Origin of the sequence: Salmonella sp. A7 (assembly GCF_020181675.1) — a bacterium.
GTDB classification, from domain to species: domain Bacteria; phylum Pseudomonadota; class Gammaproteobacteria; order Enterobacterales; family Enterobacteriaceae; genus Salmonella; species Salmonella enterica.
Genome location: NZ_CP084001.1, coordinates 2,410,741 through 2,426,391, shown reverse-complemented (window position 1 = coordinate 2,426,391; position 15,651 = coordinate 2,410,741). Strand labels below are relative to the sequence as shown.

The 15,651-nt window shown below is 52.8% G+C and carries 16 protein-coding genes; 8 read left to right on the top strand and 8 right to left on the bottom strand.

Translation table 11 applies throughout. The features are described 5' to 3' along the window. The first annotated feature begins 103 nt into the window (after positions 1 to 103). Both pntA and pntB read left to right on the top strand, forming a co-directional pair. Positions 104 to 1,633, top strand: coding sequence for a Re/Si-specific NAD(P)(+) transhydrogenase subunit alpha (gene pntA / locus LCS67_RS11880; protein WP_001219360.1), 1,530 nt, complete (start codon positions 104 to 106; stop codon positions 1,631 to 1,633). A 10-nt stretch (positions 1,634 to 1,643) separates the two neighbouring features. Next, positions 1,644 to 3,032, top strand: a complete 1,389-nt coding sequence (gene pntB, locus LCS67_RS11875; RefSeq protein WP_000014056.1) for a Re/Si-specific NAD(P)(+) transhydrogenase subunit beta — start codon at positions 1,644 to 1,646, stop codon at positions 3,030 to 3,032. A gap of 174 nt (positions 3,033 to 3,206) precedes the next feature. On the opposite strand, the gene LCS67_RS11870 is transcribed toward pntB, so the two are convergent. Beyond that, on the bottom strand, positions 3,207 to 4,241 hold the full coding sequence (locus LCS67_RS11870; protein ID WP_001118268.1) for an AI-2E family transporter: 1,035 nt from the start codon (positions 4,239 to 4,241) through the stop codon (positions 3,207 to 3,209). 417 nt (positions 4,242 to 4,658) lie between these two features. Between LCS67_RS11870 and mdtJ the strand changes: the two genes are divergently transcribed. Both mdtJ and mdtI read left to right on the top strand, forming a co-directional pair. After that, a complete protein-coding gene (gene mdtJ, locus LCS67_RS11865) occupies positions 4,659 to 5,021 on the top strand; it encodes a multidrug/spermidine efflux SMR transporter subunit MdtJ (protein ID WP_000500278.1) in 363 nt (120 codons plus the stop codon). Further along, positions 5,008 to 5,337, top strand: a complete 330-nt coding sequence (mdtI, locus tag LCS67_RS11860; protein WP_001183821.1) for a multidrug/spermidine efflux SMR transporter subunit MdtI — start codon at positions 5,008 to 5,010, stop codon at positions 5,335 to 5,337. The genes mdtJ and mdtI overlap by 14 nt, the downstream gene beginning before the upstream one ends. Before the next feature lie 39 nt (positions 5,338 to 5,376). Here mdtI and LCS67_RS11855 read toward each other — a convergent pair whose 3' ends face one another. After that, positions 5,377 to 6,198, bottom strand: coding sequence for a trypsin-like serine peptidase (locus tag LCS67_RS11855; RefSeq protein ID WP_000549654.1), 822 nt, complete (start codon positions 6,196 to 6,198; stop codon positions 5,377 to 5,379). 268 nt (positions 6,199 to 6,466) lie between these two features. After that, positions 6,467 to 6,715, bottom strand: a complete 249-nt coding sequence (gene asr, locus LCS67_RS11850; RefSeq protein ID WP_000756317.1) for an acid resistance repetitive basic protein Asr — start codon at positions 6,713 to 6,715, stop codon at positions 6,467 to 6,469. A gap of 235 nt (positions 6,716 to 6,950) precedes the next feature. Here asr and LCS67_RS11845 point away from each other — a divergent pair, with 235 nt between their 5' ends. Then, positions 6,951 to 7,043, top strand: coding sequence for a KPN_01571 family protein (locus LCS67_RS11845; RefSeq protein WP_001068154.1), 93 nt, complete (start codon positions 6,951 to 6,953; stop codon positions 7,041 to 7,043). 66 nt (positions 7,044 to 7,109) lie between these two features. Here the strand turns inward: LCS67_RS11845 and LCS67_RS11840 are convergent, their stop codons facing one another. Further along, a complete protein-coding gene (locus tag LCS67_RS11840) occupies positions 7,110 to 8,363 on the bottom strand; it encodes an MFS transporter (protein ID WP_000091792.1) in 1,254 nt (417 codons plus the stop codon). A gap of 119 nt (positions 8,364 to 8,482) precedes the next feature. Between LCS67_RS11840 and LCS67_RS11835 the strand changes: the two genes are divergently transcribed. From LCS67_RS11835 to bioD, 3 genes are all read left to right on the top strand, one after another. Next, positions 8,483 to 9,382, top strand: coding sequence for a LysR family transcriptional regulator (locus LCS67_RS11835; protein WP_001019577.1), 900 nt, complete (start codon positions 8,483 to 8,485; stop codon positions 9,380 to 9,382). 127 nt (positions 9,383 to 9,509) lie between these two features. Next, positions 9,510 to 10,730, top strand: a complete 1,221-nt coding sequence (mlc, locus tag LCS67_RS11830; RefSeq protein WP_000225087.1) for a sugar metabolism global transcriptional regulator Mlc — start codon at positions 9,510 to 9,512, stop codon at positions 10,728 to 10,730. 125 nt (positions 10,731 to 10,855) lie between these two features. Continuing rightward, positions 10,856 to 11,551, top strand: a complete 696-nt coding sequence (bioD, locus tag LCS67_RS11825; protein ID WP_000919206.1) for a dethiobiotin synthase — start codon at positions 10,856 to 10,858, stop codon at positions 11,549 to 11,551. Here bioD and clcB read toward each other — a convergent pair. The 4 genes from clcB to osmX form a co-directional block, all read right to left on the bottom strand. Continuing rightward, entirely contained in the window at positions 11,507 to 12,796 is a 1,290-nt protein-coding gene (gene clcB / locus LCS67_RS11820) for a voltage-gated ClC-type chloride channel ClcB (protein WP_000554920.1), read from the bottom strand. The two genes, bioD and clcB, sit on opposite strands and share 45 nt — an antisense overlap. A gap of 135 nt (positions 12,797 to 12,931) precedes the next feature. Further along, positions 12,932 to 14,080 carry an osmoprotectant ABC transporter ATP-binding protein OsmV gene (gene osmV, locus LCS67_RS11815; RefSeq protein ID WP_000593078.1) on the bottom strand — a complete coding sequence of 383 codons (1,149 nt, stop codon included), beginning with the start codon at positions 14,078 to 14,080 and terminating at the stop codon, positions 12,932 to 12,934. Further along, on the bottom strand, positions 14,080 to 14,727 hold the full coding sequence (gene osmW, locus LCS67_RS11810) for an osmoprotectant ABC transporter permease OsmW (RefSeq protein WP_000379677.1): 648 nt from the start codon (positions 14,725 to 14,727) through the stop codon (positions 14,080 to 14,082). Before osmW ends, osmV begins: the two co-directional genes overlap by 1 nt. Before the next feature lie 9 nt (positions 14,728 to 14,736). Then, positions 14,737 to 15,639, bottom strand: coding sequence for an osmoprotectant ABC transporter substrate-binding protein OsmX (gene osmX / locus LCS67_RS11805; RefSeq protein WP_001211193.1), 903 nt, complete (start codon positions 15,637 to 15,639; stop codon positions 14,737 to 14,739). Positions 15,640 to 15,651 lie beyond the last annotated feature (12 nt).

The window sequence follows — 15,651 nt, the reverse complement described above, 5'->3', positions numbered from 1 at the left end:
TTTTATTCTGCAGGGGTAACATTTACCTCAAACGCGGGCAGGCGTACGCTTCTCGCGCTTACTGACAAACCATCATCAAAAATACCGATGGAAGGGAACATTTATGCGAATTGGCATACCAAAAGAGCGGTTACCCAATGAAACCCGTGTCGCTGCGACGCCGAAAACGGTAGAGCAGCTACTGAAGCTGGGGTTTAGCGTCGCTATCGAAAGCGGGGCGGGTCAACTGGCAAGTTTTGACGACAAAGCGTTTGCGCAGGCTGGCGCGGATATTGTAGACGGCAATGCTATCTGGCAGTCGGAAATTATTCTCAAGGTTAATGCGCCTGAAGAAGAGGAAATCGCTTTACTGAACCCCGGGACTACGCTGGTCAGTTTTATCTGGCCTGCGCAAAATCCTGGGTTAATGGAGAAACTTGCCGAACGTAAGGTTACGGTGATGGCGATGGACTCCGTGCCGCGTATTTCCCGCGCGCAGTCGCTCGACGCGTTAAGCTCAATGGCGAATATCGCGGGTTATCGCGCCATTGTAGAGGCCGCGCATGAATTTGGACGCTTCTTTACCGGGCAAATCACTGCCGCCGGGAAAGTGCCTCCGGCGAAGGTGATGGTGATTGGCGCGGGCGTAGCCGGTCTTGCGGCTATCGGCGCGGCAAACAGCCTGGGGGCGATTGTCCGCGCGTTTGACACTCGTCCTGAAGTCAAAGAGCAGGTCCAGAGTATGGGGGCTGAGTTCCTCGAACTGGATTTTAAAGAGGAAGCCGGTAGCGGCGATGGTTACGCCAAAGTGATGTCCGAGGCGTTTATCAAAGCGGAAATGGCGCTCTTTGCCGCCCAGGCCAAAGAGGTCGACATCATTGTTACCACCGCGTTGATTCCGGGCAAACCAGCGCCGAAGCTGATTACCCGCGATATGGTCGATTCTATGAAAGCCGGCAGCGTGATTGTCGACCTGGCCGCGCAGAATGGCGGTAACTGCGAATATACCGTCGCCAATCAGGTTGTGACGACGGACAATGGCGTGAAAGTGATTGGCTACACCGATTTACCGGGGCGTTTGCCGACGCAGTCATCCCAGCTTTATGGCACCAACCTGGTTAACCTGCTGAAGCTGCTGTGCAAAGAGAAAGACGGCAATATTGACGTGGATTTTGACGATGTTGTGATCCGTGGCGTGACGGTGATTCGCGACGGCGACATTACCTGGCCTGCGCCGCCAATCCAGGTTTCCGCGCAGCCACAGGCCGCGCCTAAAGCAGCACCTGCGCCAAAAGAGCCGGAAAAGCCCGCTTCACCCTGGCGGAAGTATGCGTTAATGGCGCTGGCGATCATTCTTTTTGGCTGGCTGGCCGATGTCGCGCCAAAAGAGTTCCTCGGCCATTTTACCGTGTTTGCGCTCGCCTGCGTGGTTGGTTATTACGTGGTGTGGAACGTGTCTCATGCGCTTCATACGCCATTAATGTCGGTGACCAACGCAATTTCAGGGATTATTGTTGTCGGGGCATTATTGCAAATTGGTCAGGGCGGCTGGGTCAGCTTCCTGAGCTTTATCGCGGTGCTTATCGCCAGCATTAATATTTTCGGTGGCTTCACCGTGACTCAGCGTATGCTGAAAATGTTCCGGAAAAACTAAGGGGTAACACATGTCTGGAGGATTAGTTACAGCTGCATACATTGTTGCCGCGATCCTGTTTATTTTCAGTCTTGCCGGGCTTTCAAAGCATGAAACGTCCCGCCAGGGGAATAACTTCGGTATTGCCGGGATGGCGATCGCGTTGCTGGCGACCATTTTCGGGCCGGATACCGGCAACGTGGCATGGATTCTGGTCGCCATGATTATTGGCGGCGCGATTGGCATCCGCATGGCGAAAAAAGTTGAGATGACCGAGATGCCGGAGCTGGTCGCGATTCTGCACAGTTTCGTGGGCCTGGCGGCGGTACTGGTTGGCTTTAACAGCTATCTGTACCATGACGCCAGTCTGGCACCGGTGCTGGTGAATATCCATCTGACCGAAGTCTTCCTCGGTATCTTTATTGGCGCAGTCACTTTCACTGGATCGATCGTAGCGTTTGGTAAACTGCGCGGCAAAATCTCTTCTAAGCCGTTGATGTTGCCTAACCGTCACAAAATGAACCTGGCGGCGCTGGTTGTTTCTTTCCTGTTGCTGCTGGTTTTTGTTCGTACCGAAAGCGTGGGTCTACAGGTACTGGCGCTACTGCTGATGACCATTATCGCGCTGGCGTTTGGTTGGCATCTGGTCGCTTCTATCGGCGGGGCGGACATGCCGGTGGTTGTTTCAATGCTGAACTCCTATTCCGGTTGGGCTGCCGCGGCGGCTGGCTTTATGTTAAGCAACGATTTGCTGATTGTGACCGGCGCGCTGGTCGGTTCGTCAGGCGCGATCCTGTCTTACATTATGTGTAAAGCGATGAACCGCTCTTTCATCAGCGTTATTGCCGGTGGGTTCGGTACTGACGGCTCCTCAACAGGCGACGATCAGGAAGCTGGCGAACATCGCGAAATCACAGCGGAAGAGACCGCTGAGATGCTGAAAAACTCCCACTCCGTCATTATTACGCCGGGGTACGGGATGGCGGTGGCGCAGGCGCAGTATCCGGTGGCGGAAATCACCGAAAAACTGCGTGCGCGCGGTATCAACGTGCGTTTCGGCATTCATCCGGTGGCGGGGCGCTTGCCGGGGCATATGAACGTGCTGTTGGCGGAGGCGAAAGTGCCTTATGACATCGTGCTGGAAATGGACGAAATCAATGATGATTTCGCCGATACCGATACCGTGCTGGTGATTGGCGCGAACGATACGGTGAACCCGGCGGCGCAAGACGATCCCCGCAGCCCGATCGCCGGTATGCCGGTTCTCGAAGTGTGGAAAGCACAGAATGTCGTGGTCTTTAAGCGTTCAATGAATACCGGTTATGCTGGCGTGCAGAACCCGCTGTTCTTTAAAGAGAATACGCAAATGCTGTTTGGCGATGCCAAAGCCAGCGTGGATGCAATTCTGAAAGCGCTTTAATCTTTTAAACGTGCGGCGGCCTCTTCGGAGGCCGTTTTTATACACTTCATCCTTTAAGCTGCCTCTTTGTTGGCTGCGCTCAGAAACTCCGGTCACATCGTTATCTATGCTCCAGGGGATTTCTTCCCTTGCCGCCGCGATGCATCTTGAATGATTTTGTGTATGTATTGCATTTTATCTTTTGTTTAAATCGCTAAGCAGAACGGCGATACTCTGCCCTCCGGTGGTCTGTTCGAGGGCGATTTTGACAATGATGGTTAACGGAACGGAGAGCAACATGCCCACCGGACCTAATAGCCAGCCCCAGAAAATTAACGACAAAAATACCACTAAGGTTGAAAGGCCTAAACCACGTCCCATGATACGTGGCTCAAGGATATTGCCGAAGACCAGATTAATCAGCAGATAGCCTGCCAGCACCAGCAGCGCATCATAAAACCCGTTAAATACCAGCACCTGAATAATAGGCGGCAGGGCAGCGAGCACCGATCCAATATTAGGGATATAATTCAGCGCGAAGGCCAGTAGACCCCAGACAAAGGCGAAGCGGACATCCAGCGCGGCCAGCATTCCCCATGCGACCAGCCCCGTCACGATACTGATCGCTGTTTTTAGCACCAGATAATGGGAAACGCTATCAAGCGCGCGTTGAATTGCCGCCATGCCCTCTACCGGACGGCTCATCATCTGCTGCAGTTTTTCAGGCAATTGTGGAACCTCCAGCAGCATAAATACCACGGTCAATAACAATAAAAAGATGGACGACATGGCATTGGACAGCTGGGTGAGCAGGTTCGTTACCAGAGTCATGGCGGCGTTTGGATCGATATATTTCGCCAGCTCATCAACCGACACGCCAATGCCTGCTCGCTGTAACCACGGTTCAATACGTTGCAACGGTATCACCAATGAGGAGCGATATTGTGGTAGGGTACGAGCCAGTTCATTTAATGATGTCCCCAAATAGGCCAGTAGCAGTACCATTAACATAACAATAATCACAATGAGCAATGATACGGCGATAACGCGCGGAATTCGGCATCGGGTCATCCGTTGCACAACGGGATTGAGAACGACTGCAATAAATAACGCCAAAATAAAGGGAACAATGATATCTGCGGCGAAGCGGATACCGCTCAGAATAACCACCAGCATTCCCAGCATAATGACGATTTTTAGACCATTGAGCGTGATGATCGGTTTTGCCATATCAGTCCCTGTTTTCTGATGCCGACTCGAATAATAATGTGATGTCGGTCGACCTGTTCTGGTTAAAATCAAACACTTCAGGTAAAGAAGTGAAAATATTTTGAGTTAATTCCTGGCTTATGATACAAATCAGGCGTGTTCAACTACCGAGGACAATTATCATCCGCGATGACGAGAAGCAACACTGCGGATAATTGTAATATTATGGACAATATGTTCAGCGCTTTTTTCTCCACGCAAACGCATCTTCACTCTACCTCCTTTTTCCTGCTTATTGGCGAGCAGCACTGGCGTAACGCACTTTAGTCTCTCACTTCTGCCTGAGCTGGCGCAACGCGCTGTGCTAACTGATTTTATTTTTTAGTTTGCTGCGTGCAGCAGATTCGAAAGAGTATATTCTCATGCAGGAGAAGTGTCATGTTTTACTGGATTTTATTAGCTCTGGCTATCGCGACTGAAATTACCGGCACGCTCTCAATGAAATGGGCTAGCGTGGGTAATGGCAATGCGGGTTTTATTTTAATGCTGGTGATGATCACGCTGTCATATATATTTCTTTCTTTTGCGGTAAAAAAGATTGCCCTGGGTGTAGCGTATGCCTTATGGGAAGGGATCGGCATTTTATTTATTACCATTTTTAGCGTGCTGCTATTTGATGAAGCATTATCAACCATGAAGATTGCCGGCTTGCTGACGCTGGTCGCCGGCATAGTATTGATCAAATCAGGGACACGTAAACCCGGCAAACCAGTGAAGGAGGCGACTCGTGCAACAATTTGAATGGATACACGGCGCCTGGCTTGGGCTGGCAATAATGCTGGAAATCGCGGCTAACGTACTGTTGAAATTTTCGGACGGCTTTCGCCGTAAATGCTATGGCATCTTATCGCTTGCCGCTGTTCTGGCCGCCTTCAGCGCGCTTTCCCAGGCGGTTAAAGGGATAGACCTGTCAGTGGCGTATGCATTATGGGGCGGTTTTGGTATTGCCGCCACGTTGGCGGCGGGCTGGGTGCTCTTCGGTCAGCGCTTAAACCCCAAAGGCTGGGTTGGCGTGATATTGCTGCTCGCCGGAATGGTCATGATCAAATTTGCCTGAGACGATCGCTGCCTGTCGATTCAGGCAGCGATTCCCGCATTAATCCTGCGCCAGAGCTTTCAGCTTATCGCGAAAGCCGGTGACGGATATAGCGCGGTTATCGGCGCGCCAGCGATCTTTAGCCGCAGGGGCGGAGCTTTGTACGCCAATAAGCTGCCATCCGCTATCCGTGTGCAATAAGAGCGGCGAGCCGCTGTCGCCAGGTAAGGTGTCGCACTGGTGTGAGAGTACGGCATTCTGCGCCCAGCCGGTCACGACGCAATCCTGATGGGAATAGAGCGCATTCAGATGATCTTCCGGATAACCGGACTGCGTGACTTTTCGGTCTGCGGCTTTCAACGCCGCAGTGAGCGCCGCTTTATCGCCGGTAAATAAAGGCACTGGCGTGATACCGGAAGGTGGGTAGCGCAATATTACCAGACCAAAATCCCAGCTTGCCGCGGCAGGCGGCACAATCCAGCCATCGCCATCCGCTTTCAGACGTCGGCCCAGCGACGGTTCAACGCGGCCTTCAATGCCGTGGATTTCATAGCGCCATACTCCTTTTCGCGCCACAAAACGCAGCGCAACCGCCTTGTCTGGTTTTCCTTTCGGTGGCGTTAGCAGGCAGTGACCTGCTGTTAGGGCGATATGCGGGGAGATAAGCGTTGCCGTACACAAATTACCGCTGGCGGTCTCTAGTTGCCCGATGGCATCCCACGGCGATTGGGTAGGATCGGCGACGGGCACCCGATCGTCATGGTTAAAAAAAAGCGTTTTGACGTCGCTGGCATCCGTGGCGTCTGTTTCAGCCCCCCTGGCTTTCGCCATAACCTGTAAAAAACACACTATGCCCAGTAATACAGCAATGGTTTTATGCATATCACACTCTGGTGGGTAATTATGATTATTAACAACAAACCCTCAGTACTACTATAGACGTGACGGTAAGAAAGTGGGAGTAAAATCAGATAACTACACTCAGGAAAGATAGAAATGCGTGGCAATAACGGCGCATAAAATAAGCACGATAAGAATGAGCTCAAAGCGGTAGCGAGACACTTTTTTGCCCTCCCGGAAGGCGGCGCTAAACCAGAACAATTTAGCGCCGTAAAAACGGGCGCGGGGGCGCGCCGCAGCATGTTACGACTTACGCAGCCGGTTGAGTAGTTGGTTTTGACGTGGTTTTGGCTGGCGCTTTACCACCTTTTTTCTGGTGCTTTTTAGCCGCCTGCGCTTTTTGCTCAACGGTTTTCTTATGCTGCTTTTTGTGGTGCTGGGTGGTCTGGGTTGTTTTGGCAGGCGTTGCGGTTTTCGCAGGCGTTGCAGTCTCAGCCGCGAATGCTGCGGAAGAGAGACCCATTGCAGCGGCAACAACCAGAGCTAATACTTTTTTCATTTTGATACCCTCGATTTGGTTTTCATTCAACCCCACTGCGGGGCCGGTGAAATGACTATATCGCTGTTATCAAAAGGCTTCCGTGAGTGATTGGTTTCGGCATGTAACGCTATGTACAATCCCCCGGTAACGCGATGTCAGCCCCCACCATAATAGGTAGCTTTACGTTACCGGCCGTTATTTTTGGTTGCAGAGTCGGTAATATTCGCTCTCCAGAATAACAAGTACACCGTATATGAATCCGATAATCTGGGTGGTATTTACGCTTCTGGCGCTGGATGCAATCAGAGAAGTCATGGGCGTATCAAGCTTGACAGGTCTGTGGTAAACAGTGAGTCGTGGCGTGAAACCAGCCCGGCGATAGCGCACGTTGCTATCGCCGGATTATTTCTTTTCAGGCGTGAAGACGATGATGTAACCGCGTCCCGACCAGGATGGCCAGCACCAGCATTAGCGCGATAAAACCGCCTACGCCGTTCCAGCCGTAACTATGCCAGAATACGCCGCCTAGCGTCCCGGCGATACTGGACCCCAGATAATAGCTGAAAAGATAAAGTGACGAGGCCTGTCCCTTCGCCCGGCGCGCACGCGGGCCAATCCAACTACTGGCCACGGAGTGCGCGGCGAAAAAGCCGGCGGAAAAAAGCAGCATTCCGGCAAAAATCAGCCAAAGCGAGGTAAAAAGTGTCAGTAAAAGCCCGCCCAGCATTACTGCGATAGAGAACAGCATCACCGGCCCCCGGCCATAGCGTGAGGTCATTGCGCCAGCTTTCGGCGAGCTCCATGTGCCGGTGAGATAGGCTACGGATAACAGTCCGACCACGGCCTGGCTTAATTCCCAGGGGGAGAGCATCAGGCGATAGCCAATGTAGTTAAACAGGGTGACGAATGCGCCCATCAGTAAAAAGCCTTCCGCAAACAGCAGAGGTAACCCCCGATCGCGCCAGTGGAGACGGAAATTAATAAATAGCGTTTTAGGCCGTAGCGACGTGGGACGGAAATGTTGTGAGGCGGGTAAAATCTTCCAGAACATCAGCGCGGACGCCAGCGCAAAGCATCCGATGGCCGCCAGCGCGATGCGCCAGTTAAAAAAGTCGGTCATGACGCCGCTTAATAAACGCCCGCTCATCCCGCCGATGGAATTACCGCTAATATAGAGCCCCATGGAGAAAGCGACAAAGCTGGGATGGATTTCTTCGCTCAGGTAGGTCATTCCCACCGCGGCGACGCCGCTTAACGATAGACCGATCAGCGCACGCATAATCAGAATACCATGCCAGCTGGTCATCATGGTTGATAACAATGTGCAGCAGGAGGCTAATAACAAGGCGGTGACCATCACCGGTTTACGGCCTATCGCATCAGAAAGCGGGCCAGTAAAAAGTAAGCCGATAGCCAGCATGGCGGTAGAAATAGAAAGTGAAACGCTGCTGCTGGCGGGGGAGACGCCAAACTCCTGGGAAAGTACCGGTAATATAGGCTGAACGCAATAAAGGAGCGCGAAAGTCGCCAGACCCGCGGAAAAAAGGGCCAGCGTGACGCGCATGAAAGGTGCTGTACCGCGTTTTATAAATTGAACCGGCTGAGAATGGCGTTGTTCATCGATATCGCTCGCCGTGGCGTCATCGAGAATAGTTGTACGACTCACGTTAAATCCTTGCTTTACATCTCCGTCAACAGGAGACGGGTATAACTGACATGTAAAGCATAGAAAAAGCAAAATATTCTGTCTAATATATTAATTGTCTCAAATAAGACGTTAAACATATGAATATCGAATTACGTCATTTACGTTACTTTGTGGCGGTAGCAGAAGAGCTGCATTTTGGTCGCGCCGCCGCGCGCCTCAATATCTCGCAGCCGCCACTGAGTCAGCAGATACAAATTCTGGAGCAGCAGGTCGGCGCGCGATTACTGGCGCGGACCAACCGCAGCGTAGCGTTAACCGCCGCCGGGCGACAGTTTCTGGTGGATAGCCGACACATCCTGAGTCTGGTAAACGACGCCGCCGCTCGCGCCGAGCGGTTGCATCAGGGCGAAGCGGGTGAAATCCGTATTGGCTTTACGTCTTCAGCGCCTTTTATTCGGGCGGTATCGCATACCTTTTCGCTGTTCCGCCAGTCCTATCCGGGAGTGCATATGCAAACGCGTGAAATGAATACGCGTGAGCAAATCGCGCCGCTCAACGAAGGCGTACTGGATATTGGCTTGCTGCGGAATACGCCGCTGCCCGACACACTTAATCGCGAGGTGATTTTGCATGAGCCGCTTATGGCCATGATCCCGCGCGAACATCGGCTGGCGCAAAAGCCGGTCGTCAGTCTGACAGAACTGGCGGAAGAACCTTTCGTCTTTTTCGATCCGCATGTCGGGACGGGCCTCTACGACGATATTCTCGGCCTGATGCGGCGCTATAACCTGTCGCCGACCATCACGCAGGAGGTTGGCGAGGCAATGACCATTATCGGTCTGGTGGCGGCGGGGCTGGGTGTCTCGATTCTGCCGGCATCCTTTAAGCGTGTACAGATGAGCGAGATGCGCTGGGTTCCCCTGGCGGAAGAGGACGCCGTATCTGAAATGTGGCTGGTATGGCCAAAGCATCATGAACAGAGTCATGCCGTACAGCGGTTTTGCCAACTGCTATTACTGGCTGCCCGACGGGATTAATTACGCTTTAAAAGGGTGAAAATGTGCAGTTAATCACACGGCTAAGCAAAAAGTTGACGGCGAGTATTGAAGTGTTTCACCATAGCACACAGATTATTTCGGAGCGCGAAAATAAAGGGAGTGAGCGGTGGTTGCTGATAGTCAGCCTGGGCATATCGATCAAATTAAGCAGACCAATGCTGGCGCAGTGTATCGCCTGATTGATCAGCTCGGACCGGTATCGCGAATTGACCTGTCTCGTCTGGCGCAGTTGGCGCCTGCCAGTATTACGAAAATTGTTCGCGAAATGCTGGAAGCGCATTTGGTTCAGGAACTTGAAATTAAAGAGGCGGGCAGTCGTGGACGTCCCGCCGTCGGGCTGATGGTGGAAACAGAAGCCTGGCACTATTTATCTATTCGTATTAGCCGTGGCGAAATTTTCCTTGCGCTGCGCGATCTTAGCAGCAAACTGGTGGTAGAAGAGTGTCTGGCGCTGCCGTTAAACGAAGCCACGCCGTTGCTTGAGCGAATTATTACGCACGTTGATCGGTTTTTTACCCGCCATCAGCAGAAACTGGAGCGTCTGACCTCCATTGCCATTACGTTACCGGGCATTATCGATACCGAAAACGGCGTTGTGCACCGGATGCCGTATTACGAAGATGTCAAAGAGATGCCTTTGGGAGATGCGCTGGAGCGGCACACCGGCGTACCGGTTTACATCCAGCATGATATTAGCGCCTGGACGATGGCAGAGGCGCTTTTTGGCGCCTCACGCGGCGCGCGCGACGTTATCCAGGTGGTGATTGATCATAATGTGGGGGCGGGCGTTATCACCGACGGTCATTTGCTTCATGCGGGCAGTAGCAGTCTGGTAGAGATTGGGCATACCCAGGTCGATCCTTATGGTAAGCGCTGTTATTGCGGTAATCATGGCTGTCTGGAGACCATAGCCAGCGTCGATAGCGTGCTGGAACTTACGCAGCTTCGGCTTAATCAGTCGATGAGTTCAATGTTGCACGGCCAGCCGTTAACGGTAGATTCACTGTGTCAGGCGGCGATGCAGGGAGATCTATTAGCAAAAGATATTATTAGCGGCGTTGGCGCGCATGTCGGACGCATTCTGGCTATCATGGTGAATTTATTTAATCCGCAAAAAATTCTTATTGGTTCGCCGCTAAGTAAAGCGGCTGATATCCTTTTTCCGGCCATTGCTGACAGTATCCGTCAGCAGGCGCTGCCCGCCTACAGTAGGAATACGGTAGTGGAAAGCACGCAGTTTACCAACCAGGGCACGATGGCCGGGGCGGCGTTGGTAAAAGACGCGATGTATAACGGCTCTTTGTTGATTCGTCTATTACAGGGTTAACATTTTTTAACTGTTGTACAAAAATTTGCGCTAACTCAAGCTGATTGCCCTTGCCATATCTTAGACTTTCTCCACTGTATTATTTTCCTGGCTTATATTTTCGAAGCATAACGGTGGAGTTAGTGATGCTGAAGCGTTTCTTTATTACAGGTACAGACACTTCTGTTGGGAAGACGGTGGTTTCCCGCGCATTACTACAAGCGTTAGCGTCGGGTGGTAAGAGCGTCGCAGGGTATAAACCTGTCGCTAAAGGGAGCAAAGAGACTGCAGAAGGGATGCGCAACAAAGACGCGCTGGTATTGCAAAGCGTCTCTTCGCTGGAGTTGCCGTATGAGGCGATTAATCCGATCGCGTTAAGCGAAGAAGAAAGCAGCGTCGCGCATAGCTGTCCTATAAATTACACCTTGCTGTCCAACGGTCTGGCGAGTCTGAGCGATAAAGTGGACCACGTGGTTGTGGAGGGTACTGGCGGCTGGCGTAGTTTGATGAATGATTTACGTCCATTGTCCGAATGGGTGGTACAGGAACAGTTACCGGTATTGATGGTGGTAGGGATTCAGGAGGGGTGCATTAATCATGCGCTACTGACTGCGCAAGCTGTCGCTAACGATGGACTGCCATTAATTGGTTGGGTGGCGAATCGTATCAATCCTGGGCTGGCGCATTATGCTGAAATTATTGATGTGCTTGGGAAAAAACTGCCAGCGCCGCTGATTGGCGAGTTACCGTACCTGCCGCGCGCCGAGCAGCGTGAGCTGGGGCAGTATATTCGTTTATCAATGCTCGGCAGCGTGCTGGCGGTAGATAGAATCATGGCGTAACGTTCGCGAGAGCACTGACGCGACTACACAGGCAATCAGCAGACCGGGGAGTAACTGATACTCGCCGGTCATTTCACAAATCATCAGGGTGGACATTATCGGCGCATGGGTTGTCGCCGCCAGTAGCGTCGCCATACCCGCCAGCCCCAATAAAATTGCTATTTCATCCGAGCCTGGCAGCCAGAATCCCCATATCCGACCCAGAAACATTCCAATTGATAATCCGACAAATAATGTTGGCGTAAAGACGCCGCCCGGCGCGCCAGACCCGCTGCTGGCGAGCACCGCCAGGATTTTGCACACAAAAATTCCGCCAATCAGCGAGAATAGCGGCGGAGAGAGCAAAAATGATTGTACGACGCTATAGCCGTTTCCCCATACCGTGGGCGTGAGTAACGACAGTAATCCGACAATAAGCCCGCCCAGCGCCAGTTGCCAGGGCGGGGACAATTTTAAGCGTAAGAAACTATTATGGCTGGCCGTCATCAGCCACATCAGCAATGGGCCGCACAGACCGGCGACCAGACCGGTACTGACTATCATGACGTACTCCCGCGCGTGGAGATCAACGGTCAGATGTACGGTATAGAGTAGTGAATCGCTACCGTTTAATACATGGGTGGTTAGCAGGGCGACGACGGCGGAAACGACAACCGGGCCGAGGGAAGCCAGCATTAAGGTACCGAACAGGATTTCCGCGATAAACAGGCTGCCCGCCAGCGGCGCATGGTAAGCGCCCGCCATGCCCGCAGCGGCGCCGCTGGCGATCCATAATTTCCATTCCTCACGCGGCGTGAAGCGTCGGGCAAAGCTGGATGCCGCCAGCGAGGCGAGGAGGATCATTGCGCCTTCGCGACCAATTGCGCTGCCGCTGACCACGACCAGCAGCGAGGCCAGCGATTTTACCAGACTGGCGCCAACGTCAAATTGCCCGTCGGTTTGCAATGCTTCCATATAGTCAGTGGGCGCATGGGGGCGCTGTTGGTTCATTTTTTGCCACCCCCACAGCAACAGGCCAGCGGCCAGGCCGCCAAGCGCCGGCGTAATCAGCCGTCGCCAGGGCGAAAGCCCCTCAGCCGCATTCACCAGACTGCCGGTGTCATTACTCAGGAAAATCCACTCCAGCAATTGCATCGCATGACGGAAGGCGGCGACAGCCAGCGCCGCGAGAATACCGATGAGCGTAGCGATCAGCAGGCGACGAAACATCGTGCGCAGATCCGGGTAAGCGTGTAAACGATGCATGAGCGGGTAAACAGGGAGTTTCAGGATAGCCTATTCTGCGGGGAAATGGCGTCAGACGCAAAAGCACTATGTGCGATATAATATTGCGTACAATAATGATATTGCCGGATAGCGAGAGGCCATCCGGCGGCAACGTTAGCTGCTTTCGTGAATATTTAGCGCCCGACGCGTGCGGCCTGAGCTGAGATAGTCGGCGATGTAATCCTGAGAGATTTCACCGTTATAGCGTCCGTCTTCATCAACGATCGGCATCCAGCTGGTATTACTTTCGTACAATCTGGACAGCACAATACGCAGATTATCTTCCGCTTTGCCCGTAATACGGAAAGGATGGGTGATATCGGCGCAGATTCCGCTGGCGTTCCGCGCTTCCCGGCGCTTCACAAATCCCAGTGGCTTACCGTCGTTGTCAATGACGGTAATGGCGCGAATATCGTGATCATCCATGATGCCGAACGCCTCGCTTAACGGCGTGGAAGGCCGCGCGGTAATGGTTGGCTGTTGGTCGGTAACATCGCCTGCGGAGACCAGTAGCAAACGCTTTAACGTTCTGTCCTGACCGACAAACGACCCGACAAACTCGTTAGCCGGTTTGGCCAGCAGTTCATCAGGACTGGCGCACTGTACAATTCGCCCCTGACGGAACACGGCGATACGGTCGCCGAGTTTTAGCGCTTCGTCGATATCATGGCTGACCAGCATCACGGTCTTTTTTAGCTTACGCTGCATATCCAGAAACTGGTTCTGGATCACTTCGCGGTTAATTGGGTCCACCGCGCCGAAGGGCTCATCCATCAGCAGTACCGGCGGATCGGCGGCCAGAGCGCGGATCACGCCAATACGCTGCTGCTGTCCCCCGGACATCTCCTTTGGATAGCGATGCAGAAATTTTCTGGCATCCAGCGCCACCATGTCCATCAACTCTTCGGCGCGTTGCTTGCAGCGCGCTTTGTCCCAACCCAACATGCGCGGCACAACGGTAATATTTTCTTCAATCGTCATATTAGGAAACAGGCCGATCTGTTGGATAACATACCCAATATTGCGGCGTAGCGTTACCGTATCCATATCGTTGGTATTCTCGCCGTTGATAAGAATATTACCGCTGCTGGGCGCGATCAGCCGGTTGATCATCTTTAACGTGGTGGTTTTGCCGCAGCCGGAGGGACCGAGTAAGACGCACATTTCGCCTTCCGGCACGTTCAGGTTGACGTTGTCGACGGCTTTTAACGGCTGACCCTTTTTCTGTACAAATTGTTTGGTGAGTTTTTCCAGTTTTATCATTATCGTATCCCCTTAGGTGTCAGTACGACTTGCAGACGATGCAACAGCCAGTCAAGTACAATTGCCAGTAGACAGATCATCAGCGCGCCGGCAATTAACATGCGAATATCGCTGCCGCTAATGCCGTTTAACAGTAGCAGCCCCAGACCGCCGGCGCCGATCACCGCGGCAATCGCCATCACGCCGATATTCATCACTACCGCGGTGCGGATACCCCCGAAAATAACCGGTAGGGCCATTGGGATTTCGACCCAGCGCAGCCGTTGCCAGAAAGTCATACCGATGCCGCGTCCCGCTTCACGCAGACCGGGCGGCAAACTATCAAGCGCAGTATGGGTATTACGGACAATCGGCAGTAAAGAGTAGAGAAAAACAGCCGTCACGGCGGGCAGAACGCCAATACCATGCCCGATCAGCGAAAAGAGCGGGATCATTAATCCAAACAGCGCGATAGACGGAATGGTAAGAAGTAGCGTGGCTGCGCCCAATACCGGCGTTGCCAGCCATTTGTGGCGTACAATCAAAACGCCTAACGGTACGCCGATGATAATCGCCAGACCGACGGCCAGCGCGACCAGCCAGAGATGCTGAAAGGTAAGGCTGGCGAGATAGCCTGCGTTATCCAGCATATAATGTATCGTATCCATAGGCGCTCCTTACAGCAGACCTTTGTCCTGCAAAAATTGATGGGCTACCTGTTGCGGCGTGCGATGCTCGATATCGACCTGGGCGTTTAGGGTCGATATCACATCGTTATTGAGCAGGCCGGAAAGGGTGTTTAAGGCGTCATCAAGGCCAGGATTGGCTTCCAGCACCTCTTTACGCACTACGGGCGTGACAGCGTAACTTGGGAAGAAGCCTTTATCATCTTCCAGCACTTTCAGATCAAACCCTTTCACCCGTCCGTCGGTGGTATAGACCAGCCCGGCGTCAACCAGCCCATCCCGAACGGCGTTATAGACCAGCCCTGGGTCCATCTGTCGTATTTGCGGGCGATCGAGCTGCATCTGATAGGCTTGCTGAAGGGGCTTCATTCCGTCGCTGCGCCCGGCAAATTCCAGATCGAGGCCGAGCATCCAGTTGTGGTCAGGATCGTTCTGCCGGACCTGTTCGATTTTTGCCACCATTTGCGAGATGGTGGTGATATTTTCCGACTCGGCGCGTTTGCGCTGCATCGCGAACGCGTAAGTATTGTTCATGTCAGCCGGTTTGAGCCATACCAGGCCCAGCTTCGCATCCAGGCGTTTTACCGTGTCGTAGGTTTCCTGTGGACTCATGCGCTTATCGATACGGTTGAAAATAATCAGCGATGTACCGGTGTATTCCCAGGTAATATCAATTTGTTTATTCACCATCGCATTACGTGAAATCACCGCGGCGATATTGGTTTGCGGCTGAACCTGAAAGCCTTTCTTCTGCAAATACTGAACGGTCATAGCGGAAAGAATATGCTGCTCGGTAAAGCTTTTGGTGGCGAGAACCAGCGGCGCGGCCTGCGTCTGGCTACTGAACAACAGCGTTGCGGCAAGCCATCCTAACAGGTGTTTTTTGAATCTCATTTAACGCTCCTT

Coding starts and splice junctions, on each gene's coding strand:
- pntA (WP_001219360.1), top strand. CDS start 104: ATGCGAATTGGCATACCAAAAGAGCGGTTACCCAATGAAACCCGTGTC.
- pntB (WP_000014056.1), top strand. CDS start 1,644: ATGTCTGGAGGATTAGTTACAGCTGCATACATTGTTGCCGCGATCCTG.
- LCS67_RS11870 (WP_001118268.1), bottom strand. CDS start 4,241: ATGGCAAAACCGATCATCACGCTCAATGGTCTAAAAATCGTCATTATG.
- mdtJ (WP_000500278.1), top strand. CDS start 4,659: ATGTTTTACTGGATTTTATTAGCTCTGGCTATCGCGACTGAAATTACC.
- LCS67_RS11855 (WP_000549654.1), bottom strand. CDS start 6,198: ATGCATAAAACCATTGCTGTATTACTGGGCATAGTGTGTTTTTTACAG.
- asr (WP_000756317.1), bottom strand. CDS start 6,715: ATGAAAAAAGTATTAGCTCTGGTTGTTGCCGCTGCAATGGGTCTCTCT.
- LCS67_RS11845 (WP_001068154.1), top strand. CDS start 6,951: ATGAATCCGATAATCTGGGTGGTATTTACGCTTCTGGCGCTGGATGCA.
- LCS67_RS11835 (WP_001019577.1), top strand. CDS start 8,483: ATGAATATCGAATTACGTCATTTACGTTACTTTGTGGCGGTAGCAGAA.
- bioD (WP_000919206.1), top strand. CDS start 10,856: ATGCTGAAGCGTTTCTTTATTACAGGTACAGACACTTCTGTTGGGAAG.
- clcB (WP_000554920.1), bottom strand. CDS start 12,796: ATGCATCGTTTACACGCTTACCCGGATCTGCGCACGATGTTTCGTCGC.
- osmV (WP_000593078.1), bottom strand. CDS start 14,080: ATGATAAAACTGGAAAAACTCACCAAACAATTTGTACAGAAAAAGGGT.
- osmW (WP_000379677.1), bottom strand. CDS start 14,727: ATGGATACGATACATTATATGCTGGATAACGCAGGCTATCTCGCCAGC.
- osmX (WP_001211193.1), bottom strand. CDS start 15,639: ATGAGATTCAAAAAACACCTGTTAGGATGGCTTGCCGCAACGCTGTTG.